This is a genomic window from Synechococcus sp. CB0205, from assembly GCF_000179255.1.
Classification (GTDB): domain Bacteria; phylum Cyanobacteriota; class Cyanobacteriia; order PCC-6307; family Cyanobiaceae; genus Vulcanococcus.
Genome location: NZ_ADXM01000052.1, coordinates 1 through 15,263, shown reverse-complemented (window position 1 = coordinate 15,263; position 15,263 = coordinate 1). Strand labels below are relative to the sequence as shown.

Sequence of the window (15,263 nt, the reverse complement as noted above, 5' to 3'; positions counted from 1 at the left end):
GCTTAGTTCCGTCCTGCCTGTTGGAAGAGGCTGCGCATCAGCTCCTCGATCGGCGGATCATTCACTTCAAGGTCCAGGACCTCAAAGCGACTGAGAAGCGCGGCTATCGAATCCGTCAGCTGATCCCGTGGCACCAGCAGTTGAACCTGATGGTCCTGATGGGACTCGACGGTTCCGAACGCTTCAAAGGCCTCGCGCGGCTGGGGCTGATGCAGCTCCAGTCGGACCTGGCGATGGGGGCTGAGTTTGCTGGTCAGGGCATCCAAGGGGCCGTCATGGAACAACGCCCCCTCGTGGATCAGCAGGACCCGCTCGCAGAGGGCCGTGATGTCCCCCATGTAATGGCTCGTCAGCAGGATGGTTGCCCCAGTGCGCTGGTTGTAGGTGGCAAGGAAGTCGCGAACCCTCCCCTGGGCCGTGACATCCAAACCCAAGGTGGGTTCATCCAAAAACAGCACCCGGGGCTGGTGCAGCAATGACGCCAGCAGTTCGGCTTTCATGCGCTGGCCGAGCGACAGCTTTCGCACGGGGCGATTCAGTTCCTCCCCCAACTCCAAGAGATCCGCCAGTTCACTGACCCGGCGCTTCATCTCCCGTTCGGGGATGCCATAGACCGCCGCATTGACCCGGATTGAATCCCAAGGAGGCAGGTCCCAGATCAGCTGTTGCTTGTTCCCCATCACCAGGGTGATGTCCTGCAGGAAGCCAGGCTGGCGCCGTTGCGGGATGGCTCCGGCGACCCGCAGCTCACCAGCACTGGGGTGAATCAGCCCGCTGAGCATTTTTAAGGTCGTGGTTTTCCCCGCCCCATTCGGACCAAGGAACCCCACCATCTCTCCTTCCTGGATCCCAAAGCTGATGGCCTTAACGGCATCAAGGTCCCGGTAGCGGCGTCGCAGCAGGTGACGAATGGTGCCCTGCAGTCCCGGTTGTTTCTCGGCAATCCGGTAGGTCTTGCTGAGGCCCCGCGCCAGGACCATGGCGTTGGTGGAGCTGCTCAACGTCAGAGCTCGATGCAGGCCTTGGCCTGCTCCCCCAGGGGATCAATGAATTCGACATCGAGCGTCGACTGGAGTTCCTGGGCCTGGCGCACCCGTTCACAGGCCAGATCGTTTTCGCCGCGGTTGAACAGATCCTCTGCCTCATCCGTGAGCGTCTGCAGCTGCAGCTCTTGCTCCTGGCGTTGACGCTGCTGTTCGTCCGAAACCGCTGGTTGAGGTTGGTTCTTTGGTGGCGATTGACGGGCTGCGGGGCCACAACTCACCAACAGAGCTCCCAGGGCGATCAGACCGGCCGTTGTCCTCAGGAGCCTGGTCACCCGCCTCATCGCATCTCCCCCTATCCCAGCACCTTGGCTTGCTCGGCCGTGAGACGACCAGCATCCAGCAGGGCCTTGGTGATGCGCTGGATGTCCAGCACAGCATGGAAGTCATAGCCCTTGGCCTTCAGTCGCTCGCGGGCACTTTGATCGCGCTGACCGCCGTGATCGATAAAGACCACGACGTCGTTGACCTGCAAACCGGAGCGCTCCAGCTTGGCAATGCCCTCGAGCACACTGCCGCCACTGATCAAGATGTCATCGATCACGATCACGCGGTCTCCCTCCTGGAAATCCCCTTCGATCAGGCGCCTGGCCCCATGGGCCTTGACTTCCTTTCTTGGGTAGATCAGGGGCTTGTGCAACTGCAAAGCCAGCCCGGTTGCCGTGGGTAGGGCTCCATAGGGAATGCCCGCGATGCGATCGAACTCCAGGCCGTCCATCAGTTGCGCGTAGCCATGGAGCACCCGATGGAACAGGTTCGGATCGGAGATGATCTGCCGCAGGTCGATGTAGTAGTTGAAGACGGCTCCTGAGGCCTGGACGTATTCCCCAAACAACAGGCAGCCGATGTCAAAGAGCTCAACGATGAGCTCCGCCATGGGATCCGAGCTGGTTTGCTCGGACGCTTGATTGGCCAGCCAGAGCTCGCAGGTCTCGGCTTGTTCGGAGCGGTGCTGCTCCATCCAGCTGGTTCGCCTGCGGTTGATGCGACCTTTGAGTGCTTCGGCCTGCTCCGCTAAGTCGTCTTCAACCAGCAGGTTTTGGGGCATGGGAATCAGTAGGCCATCCGCTGAGTTGCTCAGGCCGGCCTCCAGCAGTCCATCGACCCGTTCTTCTTCGCTCCAGATCGAACGCAGCATCAGCACGCGCTCGGGTGCGGCCTGTCTGACCCGAGAGAGGACCTTGGGGTCACTGGTTCCCACCTCCAATAGGACCTGGTCTGGGGTGCCCCAAAGTTGGCTCTCCCGCACGATCTGCAGGAATAGGGGATCGCTGTCGTTGGGGTGGTACTGGATTCGTTTGGCAGCCGGGTTGGAGCTGCGGCAGGTGATGACGACTGCCTTGTCTCGATACAGCAAAAACGGAGCGGCGATGTCCTGACCCGCCAGGGGAGAGAGGGTGACCGCATCGACGCCCAGGTCTTTGAACAGGTATTGAGCGAGGGCCGTTGAAGAATTCAGATCGCCGTGTTTGGCGTCGATGATCAGGGGGAGATCGCGCGGCACCAGATCGCGCACCTCCAGCAGCAACTCCAGTCCGAGTGGGCCCAGGGCTTGGTAGAAGCCGAGGCTGGCCTTGATCGCACAGACGTGGGGACTGGTTTCCTCCACCACCGCCTTAATCCAGTGCCTGGCCTGACTCAGGAAGGAACGGTTGCCCATCCCCCGGCGCAGAGCCCAGCTCTGCAACATCTCGGGGTTCGGGTCGAGTCCCGTCATCAGCAGGGACTGACGCTCTGCGATGGCTTCAGTGAGTTGAACGAAGAAGCCCATCGCCCGCTGGCGGCTTGAGTCGTTGTTAAGGGATCCCTGGCGCCCTGGGAAAGGGCATGACACAGCTCGTTGCAAAACGGAGCAGTCTCATGTGCCCATCAAGGTCGGGGCTGGGGCTTGAACCACGGCAGCCTCAAAGGGGTTCTGGCGACAGAGCCGCTGCAGTTGAGCCTCAGGAGGCTCGCGAGACTCGCTGCCGATGCCTGGCTTCTGGGCTTTGGCTTTGCGATGGTTTGGAACCCACTCAAGCCTCATGAGCTGGCAAGAACTTGAGCGCTTGGTCGTCGATGCGGAGACCCGTCCGCACTTGCGTCACCTGCTGCGGCGCTGCCGCGATGACAACGGTCTCTTGCTGCAGGCTCGTCTCCTGGGCTATCGCATTACCCGCGTCGATCTGCAGCAGGCCTGGCTACAGCACCGCCAGGACGAAGAGCTCAAGTCCTTGCAAGGCTGAGGGGGATAGCTCGGGATCTGGCCCCCAGCGCTGGATGCCAGTGAGAGCCCACGGTTCGATCCGTTCGCTGCATTCCCTGCGTGAATCTCGAGCTCGATCGACGTTGTTTGGAACTCGCGGTCGCGGACCTCAGGGCGCTGCCCAGCTCCGATCGACCGACGGCCATCGGTCATCTGCGCGCGATCGACTCAGCCTTGGCGGAGAAGCTGACTCTGGAGCTGCTCTTTGAGTTCAGCTGACGCTCAGCAGTCCCTCGCCGCCAGCACCTGGGCCTGCCCCTTGCCGTCCCGTCCGATGGGTTGGGGGTCGAAGTCATCAGCACTGACATCAAAACTGCCGCTGTTGCACCAGAGGGTGAGTTCGCGCTTGGTGTAGCTGCCCAGGGCTCTCCCCTTGCCCTGTTGCATCGCCATCCCAACGCACTGGTCCTGACTGCCCCAGACGCAGCTGGCCGCACCGAGAAGCCCCCCGATCAGATTCGTCGCGATCTGCTGGCCCCGCTCAATTTCGAAACGCCGCACCTCATAGCGCCGTGCCCCCAGCAGGGAATCCCCTGGCTCCCCGGGGAGTGGCCGGCTGAAGGTTTCGTTGGTGTCAACGGTCCAGTTCCCCACCGACTGCCCCGGTTGGAGCTGGCTGCTCAACCCCAGGGTCAGGGCCTGAAAGCGATCCTTGGGATAGCCGTGGTGCTGCCTTGAGATGCGCTCGTAGTCGCCCATCTCAAAGAGCAGATTCGCCGTATTGGAGAAGTCGTCCACCTGGAGTGCGCCGACGTTCAACAGCCAGCCGAGAAAGACTCCGGTTCGCCAGTCGGCAGCGAGTTCCTCCTGTTTGACGGTGAGCCCCATGCCGCCACTGAAGGGGCCGAGCCCCTTTTCTCGGTTGACGTGATGGCCCCACTCATGGGCCAAGACGGCCAGATCCAGCAAGAGCAGGGCAGCATCGCTCTGGCCCTTGGCTGCTCTGACGCTCTTGCGCAGTTCCAGGGCCATGGCGATTTGTTTGCTGGGGGGGCAATAGAAGGCCATGGGATGGCGCACCTCCTTCACCCCGCAACCATCGGCGCGATCGCCCGCGAAGAGCAGTTGTGGCTTGACCTTGGTGCCCCAATGGCGGTGGAGCAGCTCATGGGCCTCCCGGAGATAGGCCTGGCGTTGGCTGGCTTGCCGGGACGCCTCGAGCTTCAGGGCATCTTTGGCGGATGCGGCTTCCAGCACCGGTGGGGGTTCCATGCCGGGTGCCCAGGGCTGGGCCGAAGCGCCAAGGGCCATGGCGAGGCTGATCAGGAGCGCACCCAGCGGTTTGCCAAAGCCTGCTCGAGGGATGAGATGAGTCATGGTCTTGATCGCGAGACCACCGCAGCGGCGAGCAGCCCCCCTGCGAAGCCGCTGGCATGGCCGATCCAGCTCACCCCAGCTGGGGTGAAGAACGGCAAAAGACTGGGGAGAATTCCGCCATAGATCAGCAGGACCGCCAGCGACAGAAGCATGGTCAATGGTCTGCGCTCCAGCCAGCCAATCAACAACAGGTAACCCAGTAATCCATAGACCACACCTGAGAGGCCGTGGGCGCCATTGGGCCACCACAGCCAGACCGGAATGGCTGTGAACAACACAGCGGCCCAGACGGCCAAATAGTCCCACTTGCTCTTGAAGCACACCAGCCAGGAGAGGGGAAGAAACAAGCCGCTATTGGCGAGGAGATGTCCCCAACCGCCGTGGCTGAAGGGGGCTGTCAGGATCCCCAAGGCCGGACCACCGGGAAGCATCGGCAAGTTCCACTGCCCGCGAAAGAGCAGTTGATCGATTCCCTCCTGCAGCCAAGCCAATGCCAGCAGAGCCAGCGGGATCAGCAGCGCCGCTTTGAGATCCCGCGTCATGCCCTCAGGAGCTGGATCTCCATGACGGCCAGCGCTTCATCAGGCAGGCCAAGAAAGGCATTGAGCCATGCGTCCTGGCAGGGGGCGATGCTGGCGACCCCCACCAGTTGCCCCCTGCCGTCCTGGTCGAGGGGTCGCCCTTGACGGCGGTGCCGCAGCCCCTCGATGGACCCGCTGGTCAGTGCGGTGTCCACGACGAGATCTGAGGCTTGGTAGACGGGTTGACGGGCAGGTCCCAGGGTGAAGCGAAAGCGAGATCGGAAGCGCAGGCTCAGGGCGCCGCTGCTCGGGTCCAGCTCGCCCTCGAGCTGTTCTGGCTGGATCTGAACGCTGATCCCTGGGGGCAGCGGAAGGCCCAAGAGCCGGGCTGTTTGGCAGTCCAAAGGGGGGATGGTTAGCCCTGCCATGGGCACCTTCAGTGCGAGGCGCCCCTGTTGATCGGCAGGGGATTGGAGGACGGGGCCCCCACCACTCGAAGCGTTGTACGAAAACGGGGGGAAGCGTCCGATGACCAATTGACACTGGGCCCCCGTTTGGAGCTGCCAGGTATTGGTCTCAGAAGCCTGTGCGGAAGCGATCAAGTTTTCCTTGGCCGTGCCAATCGGCCAGGTCCTCGTACCCGCCGATCATCGCCCCCTCAATCCAGATCTGGGGCAGTGAGCCCGCCTCCGGTGGGGCCAGCTCGAACGGAATTCCCAGGCTGCGCAGCATGCGCATCGCGCGGTTCGACCAGGGGCAGCCCTCGGCAACAGCAAGCCGGATTCGCGGTTGAGCAGTGGAGGAAGGAGCGCGCGTGGGGGCGGATTGCTTCAGCAGACCCACCAATAAATCGGCACCTTTGAGAACTTCACTGCCGTGCTCGAGATGTCCGCCCCAAACCTGGCACTCGCCATCGGAGAAGCTCAGGTGCAGGTGCACACCCTGAGGGGAGATCGTCCCCTGCAGGCTGATGATTTCGAGTTCTCCCGTCAGCACAGTGGGTTGGTCACTGCCGGGGCAAGCAAAAGCGACCCTGCTCAGGTTGCCGACAATGCTCAGTACAAATCCTTCGGCCTGCTGCTGCTGGGCTAGCTCTTCAAGGCTTTTGCGAAGGTCGGCGCCAGGGCCGAGGTGAATCGCTTGAGGCTCCATGCCTGTCGTCAGGCGCCGATTTTTTCATTCGGGACCCACTGGGCTAGGCGCTGTTCGTGGCGCACCAGCTGGTACCGGTTGAAATCCGTGGGTGAGTTGCCGTAACGGAGCTTGAGCTCGTGCAGTTCCTGACGCATGGACTGCAGGACGGGATTGTTCTCGTTCACTCCCTGAACTCAAACCTAAAGCCAACCTTAAGTCCCTTTTTGGCGCTGCGCTAGTCCCCCTTGAGACAGCCGTGGCTAGGGATGGAGTGGCGATTGATCGAGGTCATTGGTGATGGAGCAAGCCTTTTCCGTGGTGGCGCACCCCCAGGCGCTCGTGGCAGCCGGTGGCCTTTTGGCGCTGAGCTTGGCCTTGGGGCTGGAGCTCAGCCTCCTTGTGCGCCTCCTGTTCAAGCCCGCTTCCACCCAGGTGGAGTCCTGGTCTGCCTCGAATCCTGAGTCCTTCGATTGGATGTACGAGTAGGTCCTCTTGCTCAATGGGCGTGACAACAGCGAGGGATGCGTCTTGGTCGCTTGATGCGCTCACCCCAGGGGATCGCCGCAGGGTGGTTGATGCCCTCCGCTACGTCGGCAGGGATCTCCATCACCGTTCGTTCTCGGTCTCGTCCGATCGGCGCGAACTTCTTTGGCAGGAGATGGATGCCTGCTTGCAACTCGCTGAGCGGCTCTCCGTCACCGTTGACTCCGGAGCGGCTGTCGCTCCGCTGTCTGATTCCACGTTCCGCCCCTGCACCGTGATCACTGGCGCCTCCAGTGGCATTGGTGCAGCGTTGGCTCGGTCCTTCGCGCAGCACTCAGAGGTGTTGGTGCTGGTGGCGCGTCGTCAGGACCGTCTGGACGAGCTGGCTGCCGAGCTGGCGCAATCCGCCGCTGCGAGGGTTGTAGCGGTGGCGTTGGATCTCAATCAACCGCAGGCCGTCGATCAGTTGTTGGGGCGACTGGCGGCGAATGGACTCTGGGTCGAGACGTTGGTCAATAACGCGGGCTTTGTGCTGCGGGGAAGCTTCGAGGCGTCCTCTTGGATGCAGCTGGAGTCGATGCTGCGGTTGATGGTGGAGGTCCCGACGGAGCTCACGCGGCTGGTGTTGCCAGAGATGCAGCGGCGTCAGCATGGAACGATCCTGAACATCGCCTCTCTGGCGGGCCTGATTCCGGGACTGCCCGGCAGCACGCTCTACAGCGCCGTGAAGGCCTACCTGATCCGCTTGTCCCAGTCCCTCGCGGCTGAGAACAGTGGCTCTGGGATTCGGGTCATGGCCCTCTGTCCGGGCTACGTCCACACCGAATTCCACGCCGTCCTGGGGGTCGAGCAACGCATGCAGCGTCTGCCGGGGGTGTTCTGGATGTCCGTTGATCAGCTGGTGCGCTGGACCGAGCGCGCCCTCCAGGGCCGCCAGGTCGTTGTGGTCCCCGGACGCTTGAATCGTCTGATCGCGGCCTTGGCCCACTACCTGCCGCTGCCCTGGGCTAACACCCTCAGCGCGGCCTTCTCGCGCCGATTTCGGAGCAGGCCTTGAGCATCACGGAGATTGGGATGCAACTGGGGCTGCTGGCTGTGGCCCTGCTCTCCAATGCCCTCTCGGCGTTGGCTGGAGGCGGGGCTGGACTGGTTCAGCTGCCCGCCTTGATCCTGATGGGCCTTCCCTTCCCAGTGGCCTTGGCGACCCATAAGGTCGCCAGCGTCTCCCTGGGGGTTGGCGCCAGCCTGCGCCATGCGCAAGAGAGCAGCCTGAATGCACGGCTCTCGGCCTTGATCCTGCTCAGTGGACTCCCAGGGGTCTGGCTCGGGGCCCGCACGGTTCTGGCGCTACCGCCCCAACTCTCCACTCTTCTCTTGGGTCTTCTGACCATCGCCCTAGGGGTGTATTCAGCCTGTCGCCCTCAGCTCGGTGCTTCCTCTGGCGGCCAGAGCTGGACAACAGAGCGATTGGCCTTAGGGGCAATGGTGCTCTTCGCCATTGGCTTCCTGAATGGCTCCTTGACCTCGGGGACGGGCCTGTTCGTCACCCTCTGGCTGGTGCGCTGGTTCGGACTGGACTACGGCAAGGCCGTCGCCCATACGCTGATCTTGGTAGGCCTGTTTTGGAATGGGACGGGGGCCCTGACCCTCGGTGTCCAAGGGCAGATTGCCTTGAGTTGGTTGCCGATGCTGCTGATCGGCTCACTGGCTGGTGGCTATTTGGGGGCCCATGTCGGCCTTCGTCAAGGGGCAGCGCTGGTGAAGCGTGCCTTTGAACTTCTCTGCCTGGTGATGGGGTGCTCGCTGCTGCTGAAGGCACTGAGCTGAACTCAGCTCAGCCGCCGAGGGCGGTGAACAGGCCGACGCTGAAGCTGGTCAGACTGACGGCGATCAGTGGTCGAGTCCAATCGGGCATGGCCGCATCTCATCTCCCATAACAGTCGCTGAGATCCACTGGCCTGTCGGTGTGACTCGCTACCTGCTTCCCTGCGCTTTGCTTCGTCGATGACCTCCCCTGGGCTCCAGCTCATTGATCAAGACCTTTTTGATGCGGTGGCTCTACGGGCGCGAGCCAGTGAGCGCCTGCGGATGAACTTCAACCTGCATCAGGAAAGCGATCTGGTGCAGCGCTTCTTGAATGTCATGCAGCCCGGTACCTACGTCCGGCCCCATCGCCATTGCCGCCCAGGTACGGGGGAGGGGTTTGAGTGTTTTGTGGTGCTTCAGGGCTCGATCGGGGTGCTGTTGTTCGATGCCAACGGAACATGCCTGCGTCAGGAGCGACTCGATGCAGCAGGTCCCGTTCGCGGCCTCCAGCTCGACGAGGGCCTCTTTCACTCGCTCGTGGCCCTCGCCCCCGATTCGGTGATTTTTGAACTGAAGCAAGGTCCTTATCAACCGCTCGCCGATAAGGACTTTTTGGCTGGGTTTCCCCAGGAAGGCGAGCTTGAATCCGGTCAGCAGGAGCTGGAGTGGAGGCGTTCGTTTGATGTCTGAACTGGCTGCCTTTTTGCAGTGGAATACCCCCAACCTTCTGGCCGATGAGATCCGCGACGCCAGCTGCCATTGGTTGCTGCTGAAGGGGCTGGGGCTCGACCCGGGACCAGGTCGGCCCAGCGCCGATCTCCAATCCTTGGTCCTGCCGATGGAGGAATGCCAGCTGTCGATCACCACAGCGGCTTTTTACAGCGCGCCCGAGCAACACGAGCCCAATCCCATCCAGTTCCGCATTCCCCTCACGGCGGCGAACACCTTGGTCTTCGCCCTGTTCTCAGGGCAAACCACTCCGCTGGATCCGGCCGAGTGGTCCTTCTGGTTGGTGCCCGTCAGCAAGTTGCATCCCGAGCGCCAAACGATGGGTCTCAATCCCTTGATGCGCGCCTTTGGCGAGGGACTGACCTACGGCGCATTGCTCGAGCAGTTGAAACCGAACCGGGCCGTATTCCGCATCGTTCTGGATGAGGAGTCCGCCAATCCATCGACCAGCGATCCGCTCGCTGGTCAGGAATTCGAGAGCTATGACGCGGCCTACGACGTCCTTGAGCGCTACTACGCCGATGTTTGTTGTTCCGATGAGCGCAGCTACTACCGCATCGAAGAGCTCTCCTCGGTTTGATAGCGGCTCAGTGCTTCGCGGGTCGACTCAGCTAGGGGGCGCGTTTGCTTCAATTTTGGGCTGAAGGCCCTGCCGGATAGCAAGGCGTTAGGGCAGAAGAGAGCGAGATCCTGACCCTCCATCAGCTCCAGGGCCCGGAGTGGCGTCTCGAGGCGGGCACGAAAGACATGTCTGATCTTTCCCGGTTGGCTTGAGACATACCAAAGATCCGGCGTGCCGATCTCCAGTCGAATTTCCTCCCAGAGTTCCCGGCGCAGCGCTTCCTCGGGGCCTTCTCCGGGCTCAAGGTGCCCGCCAAAGAGACCCCAGCAGCCGGGAGCGACGATGCCTGCAATGTCATCCCGCAGCTGCAGTAACCAGCTGCCGTTGTGCTCGAGAACGGCCAGAGCCACCTGCACTTGGGTCATGCACGGATGATGGTCAGAGCAACGGGGCCATGCCTGTGTCGGGCTTCGACCATTCTAGTACCTGACAGCATTCTCTGCGGCTTTTTTGCTTGAACTGGTGCTTGACTCGGCAGCGATGCTTGACGGTTCAATCAGTCGCCTTGTCCTTCAACCACCGTTTCCCCTCATTACAGATTTGAATCCTCATTGATTACAACTCAAACCCCGAACAGCGCATCGGTTCCATGTCTTAGTAGGACTTAGACAAAGCGCTTCTTCACTCGGTTTTCTGCTTGAACTCGTGCTTGAACGGATTTACGCTGAGGTTGCAGCGAAATCTGCACAAAGCATCGACTAAATACAACCAATCATCAACACCAGCGAGGAGTACGTAAAGATTGATACCCTCCCACGGGGGTGATCAGTGACTGTAGTGTATAGTAATAGGAGCTCTCAGATTTTTGTCATTTATCTAGCTCAGAATGAGAAGATTTCTGCTAAGCACAATGTCAGTTCTGTTAAGCTTTCCAGCTTTAGCAGATGTGCCGAAAGAGGTGCACAAACTTTGCATCGAAGCGAAAGACTACCTTGGCTGTGTCAAGGCGATGACTACTGAGCAGTCGGCTACGTCAGAGATAGGAAATAAGTGCCAGACACAATTTGCGTATATAGGCGACGGTAATTGCCAGCGCGTTGGCTGCAGATATGGCTGGTGGCTAACAGGTAGTGGCGTAAATAACCAGATTGTCGCTGGAAAAAGTGACTGGAAATGCCCTCGTCAGTTCAGAAATGGGGTTTTCCTTACAGGCTCATTGATTCTTGAAGAAGTAGCAGCTGTAGGCTACGACAAGAATTGTCCGCCAGTGGAGCCAACTATCGGCTGGAATAGCTCATGCGAAACAGCACCTAAGAACTGGCGCCAGATTGAAGCAGAGAAAGCCGAGGCAATAAAGCCCAAGTGCGATTCAAGACTACACAAATATAATTGCAACTATGAGGCATACCTAGATGCCAATCCAGCGATGCAGAAATGGGCTGAATTAAATCCAGAGTTATCCGCCAAAGAGCAAGTGAAACTGGAGGGCAAATGAAAAACCTCTTCAAAACAGCAGTAGCAACATTAGCAATAACTATTGCGCTTCCTGCTATCGCCAATGTTGATCCCAAGATTGCGGAGTTCTGCCTTAAAGCGCAGGACTTTCAAGGTTGCGTCGACTCAATGAGTGGCAAAGGGTCAGGAGGAACTACGAGGCAGATACAGCAACAAGGTGCAAGCCTGAGCGAAGGCAATAGCTGTCCTTATCAATATGGATATGTGGGTGGAGGATATTGCAAGAGAATAGTTTGCGTTAGACGTGGCTTATTTGGCAGAGGGCATGATGAGCACCTTGCGAATAAAGGTCACTCTTGCTCTGGTGGAGCTCAACTTGAATGGGATAATGGTTCAGAACCCATACGCGCATCCTATCGTTCAGGCTGTCCAGATCGTGAACCTGAATATGGAAGCAGTAGTTCCTGCAACTATTAGCCACTAGATTTTTAACATAAGCTCTGAACTTGGTTGAGTCGTTAAATCTCATCCTGATGATGCGACTTGATAGAAGTCAGGAAAGTTCTTCCGATGCTGCTCTAATCCATAATCTCTTACCGCATCCATCTGCTCCTTCGTTGGGTTATCTCCTAAAGCCAGACGACGCTTCTGATACTCCAGGTTCCGCTCATCAACAGTAGGAGCAGTCACCGCCACTGGTTCAGTTATTGAAGACTGTTGGCGTACTTCTGGTTCTGGTTGTGCTGTTTGTATTGGTGCTTGAGAATCCTGCTTATTGACAGGTGAAGTTGATTGTTGAGTAATCGACTCCTCCTGCTGTTGAAGTCGCTGTAGATACTCCTGTTCAATCTTTCGATGGTGCTCTTGCAACTCATCGAACGTCATACCGTCGGTATCACCAAAAATGGCTTCATAACCGCTGTATAAGCCTCTAGCGAGTTTTTCACCTAGATACTCAAGTGCTGGTTGTGCAGCACGTTCAATTGCATATGCGGCGATACCAGCAGCGATGTTTGCTCCAATTGCTGGAACTGGCATCAGCCTCATCGAACCACCTTTAGCGACAAGTTGCATTGTTTGTCGTTGTGGAACGGATGGCGCTGAGTAACGTCCAGATGGCTTCAGAGATGCTGTAGATGCTTCTCCTAGTGCTTGACGCTGAACACTCCTAGAAGCCGCTTGTTGGCGGTTGTAGGCATCTCTGAGGACGTTCTTGTTTGTAGTTGCATCTGGTTTGTCGATGAACCTCGTATTGGGATTGCTGCGTTCTCGAAGTTGTCGTGCTGCTTCCCTACCGACATCAGCAGAAGAAGATGATGAATGTGGTTGTTGAACTGCTCCTTGGATGAGTTCTGTCTGAGCAGCAGATGCAGCAGTTGTTGATGGACGAATACCTCTTCGTCGTTGATACTTATTACTTGGCATAGGTAGGAATTATTTTTAGAAATAAATGGGTGGTGCTACTCAAGACAAACAACCTTGAACAGCAATGACTGCCAACGGAATCAAACCGCTGAGATATGCATCACCACCCTTCTGCATATCCGTATCAACTCAGTCTTGTGACTGGTGTTGCCACCAGAAACTTGGATTTAATTGTCGAAACCAGATGCAGGATGCAGTATTGCTTCGACTATGTGGAATGACAGAAAACAATTCCCTCGTTCTTGAACTTGGACACTTCCAACAACTTGAACGAACCTGTTCAGCAGTTCGTCGTCATGAAGGCAATCAGCAAGTTCTCCTTCAAGACGTGGTGGGAACAGAGATTCAAACTTGATACAGTCTTGCTCAAACACTCTGTCTGGTAACTGACGGGATATGTGATTGTTTTCTTCGTGATAGAAGGAGGCTACTTGAGAGTATTGAAACTGCTTTTTCGCCTCATCTATCTGGTATTCAAGTTCGTGCACAACGTTGGGGTTTGAAGGCAGAAGAACCAGTTCATACCGTGCTTTGTCGTCGTGATATGTGGTAAAGGGTTGAAGCACGTCTGCTTTCACGACATACCCTTGTATTCGAATAGTGGTCATTTGATGGTGGGTTGAGTGGGTTGATTACACCACTGCTGCTCCTGATGCTGAAACCTCTTGAGGATTCAACGAAGGATGCAGGATGTCTGTTGGCATATCAGCATTATGGAAATGTCTGAATGCATAGACACCCAGCACATAGAGTTCGTTTCGCAGATGAGTTTCATGAATGCCATGCCGTTCCATCTTGGCGATTGAACGACACTTTGAATTAATCCAGTTGAAATCTTTGAGAGTTAAACCTTTGCTAGATGCCATAAGTAGTAAGTAAGAGTAAGTTAAGGAGGGTTCAGAGTCAGTAGTAACAGGATGAACAGTATGTCCATTCATGGGACATCAGTTTCATCATGATTCAGTTACTTTGAATCCTCCTTAGAGTATGTTTAAGTAAGTTTGTCTTTAGGAATCCCCCCTTTATCCCCCCTTATACATGTCGGATTGCCCCTTATTAGTCCGCCCTGTTCTTCTTATAGGGGTGCTTTGTCCTCCTGTATACACCCGTCCATTCCCCCTCATACATGTCGGGTTACTCCCCCCTTATAGATCCGACATCGTGATTTATCCTGTATACATGTGGGGTTTAGAGGTTCGTCTTCCTGTCTAGATGTGGGACCGAAGGAGAGCTTTTCCCCCTGTATACGGTCGCCGTGTGTCTGTCATTGCCTAGAGCAATGGGTTTCTGGCGGAATTGTGATAGGCGATAGCATCAGTCATCTTCTTATGCACCAACTGCATAGCAAAACGAGTGGACAGGATGCTCAAACACCGCTTAGTTTCGCTATGAGATACTGAGTCTGTCGTCCGACTGAGAATCAAGAACCGCTGGTAAGCGACTCATACTCGTGGATTTCGTCTTCAGTCCAGAGTTCCGCTTGGATATTCTCCTTGTGTTCGTAGATTCCACCGCCAATATCCACGAAAATAGAAGCGATGCGTTCTGCTTCTTCACCAGTTGCCAGTCGGTTGTAAGCATCGTCTCGTGCTTTGTCTGCCAAATACCGCTCACGCTGCTTCTGTAGTCGTTCTGGTGACAGCGGTTTATAGTCAAGGCATAGTCGCTGGAAGATTCGACTCATCGACTGTTTCGTCAGTGTGGAGTGACATCGCAACTTTTTCCACATCGTGACGGTGATTTGAAGGTTCAACTGAACATCCCCGATATCGCCCTTGTATCTCACAAACCTATCAACTGGGTTCAAGAGTTCTTCACGCCACTCATAACCACCTTTCTCTTTGCGATATTTGGCATAAGAAGGAACAATTGGCTTCAGTCTGAAGTTAATTATGCGAGTCGCCATCTGCCATTGAGCAACGCCATACAGTTTCGCCATCTGCTTAAAGCGTTCTGCTGCCTCTTGTGAGACACGAAGAGTGGTTGCTCTACGACTTACACGTCTTACCTCCTTTGAATTCTCATGAGTAATCTTGGTGAAGTCTGTCTGTGCTTCTTTTTTCTTTTTTCGGTAGTAGCGTTGGTCTTTAGTGAGTTTGTTTTGCATGGGTAAAAGTGGTGAATGTGCTAACTCCTCTCATATGCGCCCACAAGGTGCTTGAAATGCATCATACGAGGGAATACACCTAAAAGCAATTAAAACGCCGCACAGACGCTCCTAGGCGTCGCTCAGCGTGTTTATGGAGTTATGTAGTAGGTGCGTCCTTGGTGAGAGTTAAATATCAAGGACATTTATCGTTTCGACTTCTGGGCGTTTCTGCCTACCAATTGGCAACGACTGAACCTCTTCTGCACGTTTGAGAACGTCGTGTCTGTCGTAGTGCTTTTGAATCACTTCGACACTATTGCCGCAAAGTCGTGCAACTAGATACACGTCCAAACCTGCTGTGATGCAATCCTCGATGAAGGTTGAACGAAGTGAATAAAGGGTGTATTGACGTTCGCTAAATCTGTTGCCTTTGAGTTTGTTTGCAACTGCACTA

General features: G+C 57.0%; 21 protein-coding genes. 9 read left to right on the top strand and 12 right to left on the bottom strand.

The window, feature by feature from the left end; all coding sequences use genetic code 11:
- Window positions 1–2: 2 nt before the first annotated feature.
- The 3 genes from CB0205_RS0110705 to CB0205_RS0110695 are packed head-to-tail and all read right to left on the bottom strand — an operon-like array spanning window position 3 to window position 2,814.
- A complete protein-coding gene (locus tag CB0205_RS0110705; RefSeq protein ID WP_029626320.1) occupies window positions 3–980 on the bottom strand; it encodes an ATP-binding cassette domain-containing protein in 978 nt (325 codons plus the stop codon).
- A gap of 23 nt (window positions 981–1,003) precedes the next feature.
- A complete protein-coding gene (locus tag CB0205_RS0110700; RefSeq protein WP_010317204.1) occupies window positions 1,004–1,318 on the bottom strand; it encodes a hypothetical protein in 315 nt (104 codons plus the stop codon).
- A 20-nt stretch (window positions 1,319–1,338) separates the two neighbouring features.
- On the bottom strand, window positions 1,339–2,814 hold the full coding sequence (locus CB0205_RS0110695; protein ID WP_010317203.1) for a bifunctional orotidine-5'-phosphate decarboxylase/orotate phosphoribosyltransferase: 1,476 nt from the start codon (window positions 2,812–2,814) through the stop codon (window positions 1,339–1,341).
- A 253-nt stretch (window positions 2,815–3,067) separates the two neighbouring features.
- Here CB0205_RS0110695 and CB0205_RS0110685 point away from each other — a divergent pair, with 253 nt between their 5' ends.
- Window positions 3,068–3,268, top strand: a complete 201-nt coding sequence (locus tag CB0205_RS0110685; RefSeq protein ID WP_010317201.1) for a Nif11-like leader peptide family natural product precursor — start codon at window positions 3,068–3,070, stop codon at window positions 3,266–3,268.
- 80 nt (window positions 3,269–3,348) lie between these two features.
- Window positions 3,349–3,507 carry a hypothetical protein gene (locus tag CB0205_RS16385; protein WP_010317200.1) on the top strand — a complete coding sequence of 53 codons (159 nt, stop codon included), beginning with the start codon at window positions 3,349–3,351 and terminating at the stop codon, window positions 3,505–3,507.
- A gap of 3 nt (window positions 3,508–3,510) precedes the next feature.
- Here CB0205_RS16385 and CB0205_RS0110675 read toward each other — a convergent pair whose 3' ends face one another.
- From CB0205_RS0110675 to CB0205_RS16380, 5 genes are all read right to left on the bottom strand, one after another.
- Window positions 3,511–4,605, bottom strand: a complete 1,095-nt coding sequence (locus tag CB0205_RS0110675) for a hypothetical protein (protein WP_010317199.1) — start codon at window positions 4,603–4,605, stop codon at window positions 3,511–3,513.
- Window positions 4,602–5,147: a rhomboid family intramembrane serine protease gene (locus CB0205_RS0110670; protein ID WP_010317198.1), complete on the bottom strand. Its 546-nt coding sequence runs from the start codon at window positions 5,145–5,147 to the stop codon at window positions 4,602–4,604. The genes CB0205_RS0110675 and CB0205_RS0110670 overlap by 4 nt, the downstream gene beginning before the upstream one ends.
- Window positions 5,144–5,554, bottom strand: coding sequence for a hypothetical protein (locus CB0205_RS0110665; RefSeq protein ID WP_232197301.1), 411 nt, complete (start codon window positions 5,552–5,554; stop codon window positions 5,144–5,146). The genes CB0205_RS0110670 and CB0205_RS0110665 overlap by 4 nt, the downstream gene beginning before the upstream one ends.
- A 148-nt stretch (window positions 5,555–5,702) precedes the next feature.
- On the bottom strand, window positions 5,703–6,278 hold the full coding sequence (locus tag CB0205_RS0110660; RefSeq protein ID WP_010317196.1) for a PCC domain-containing protein: 576 nt from the start codon (window positions 6,276–6,278) through the stop codon (window positions 5,703–5,705).
- 8 nt (window positions 6,279–6,286) lie between these two features.
- Window positions 6,287–6,445: a hypothetical protein gene (locus CB0205_RS16380; RefSeq protein WP_010317195.1), complete on the bottom strand. Its 159-nt coding sequence runs from the start codon at window positions 6,443–6,445 to the stop codon at window positions 6,287–6,289.
- 112 nt (window positions 6,446–6,557) lie between these two features.
- On the opposite strand from CB0205_RS16380, the gene CB0205_RS0110650 reads away from it, so the two are divergent.
- The 5 genes from CB0205_RS0110650 to CB0205_RS16750 all read left to right on the top strand — a co-directional run bounded on the left by CB0205_RS0110650 (window position 6,558) and on the right by CB0205_RS16750 (window position 9,858).
- Entirely contained in the window at window positions 6,558–6,746 is a 189-nt protein-coding gene (locus CB0205_RS0110650) for a hypothetical protein (protein ID WP_010317193.1), read from the top strand.
- An 82-nt stretch (window positions 6,747–6,828) separates the two neighbouring features.
- Window positions 6,829–7,800 carry an SDR family oxidoreductase gene (locus CB0205_RS0110645; protein WP_010317191.1) on the top strand — a complete coding sequence of 324 codons (972 nt, stop codon included), beginning with the start codon at window positions 6,829–6,831 and terminating at the stop codon, window positions 7,798–7,800.
- A 17-nt stretch (window positions 7,801–7,817) separates the two neighbouring features.
- Window positions 7,818–8,570, top strand: a complete 753-nt coding sequence (locus tag CB0205_RS0110640; protein WP_043705967.1) for a sulfite exporter TauE/SafE family protein — start codon at window positions 7,818–7,820, stop codon at window positions 8,568–8,570.
- Between the two features lie 177 nt (window positions 8,571–8,747).
- Entirely contained in the window at window positions 8,748–9,239 is a 492-nt protein-coding gene (locus CB0205_RS0110630; protein ID WP_010317187.1) for a WbuC family cupin fold metalloprotein, read from the top strand.
- Window positions 9,232–9,858, top strand: coding sequence for a hypothetical protein (locus tag CB0205_RS16750; RefSeq protein ID WP_010317185.1), 627 nt, complete (start codon window positions 9,232–9,234; stop codon window positions 9,856–9,858). The genes CB0205_RS0110630 and CB0205_RS16750 overlap by 8 nt, the downstream gene beginning before the upstream one ends.
- On the opposite strand, the gene CB0205_RS14700 is transcribed toward CB0205_RS16750, so the two are convergent.
- The gene (locus tag CB0205_RS14700) at window positions 9,828–10,265 is read right to left on the bottom strand and encodes an NUDIX domain-containing protein (protein ID WP_010317183.1); all 438 of its coding nucleotides are present in this window, start codon (window positions 10,263–10,265) and stop codon (window positions 9,828–9,830) included. The two genes, CB0205_RS16750 and CB0205_RS14700, sit on opposite strands and share 31 nt — an antisense overlap.
- A 485-nt stretch (window positions 10,266–10,750) precedes the next feature.
- Here CB0205_RS14700 and CB0205_RS16110 point away from each other — a divergent pair, with 485 nt between their 5' ends.
- Window positions 10,751–11,335 carry a hypothetical protein gene (locus CB0205_RS16110; RefSeq protein WP_156797937.1) on the top strand — a complete coding sequence of 195 codons (585 nt, stop codon included), beginning with the start codon at window positions 10,751–10,753 and terminating at the stop codon, window positions 11,333–11,335.
- Window positions 11,332–11,772, top strand: coding sequence for a hypothetical protein (locus tag CB0205_RS16105; RefSeq protein WP_156797936.1), 441 nt, complete (start codon window positions 11,332–11,334; stop codon window positions 11,770–11,772). Before CB0205_RS16110 ends, CB0205_RS16105 begins: the two co-directional genes overlap by 4 nt.
- A 48-nt stretch (window positions 11,773–11,820) precedes the next feature.
- Here CB0205_RS16105 and CB0205_RS16100 read toward each other — a convergent pair whose 3' ends face one another.
- From CB0205_RS16100 to CB0205_RS16535, 3 genes are all read right to left on the bottom strand, one after another.
- Complete coding sequence (locus CB0205_RS16100; protein ID WP_156797935.1) at window positions 11,821–12,720, bottom strand: hypothetical protein; 900 nt, start codon at window positions 12,718–12,720, stop codon at window positions 11,821–11,823.
- 1,420 nt (window positions 12,721–14,140) lie between these two features.
- Window positions 14,141–14,827: a hypothetical protein gene (locus CB0205_RS0110590; RefSeq protein ID WP_156797933.1), complete on the bottom strand. Its 687-nt coding sequence runs from the start codon at window positions 14,825–14,827 to the stop codon at window positions 14,141–14,143.
- Window positions 14,828–14,995: 168 nt separating this feature from the next.
- Window positions 14,996–15,263: hypothetical protein (locus CB0205_RS16535; protein ID WP_369791660.1), on the bottom strand; the 268-nt coding region annotated here is incomplete at its 5' end.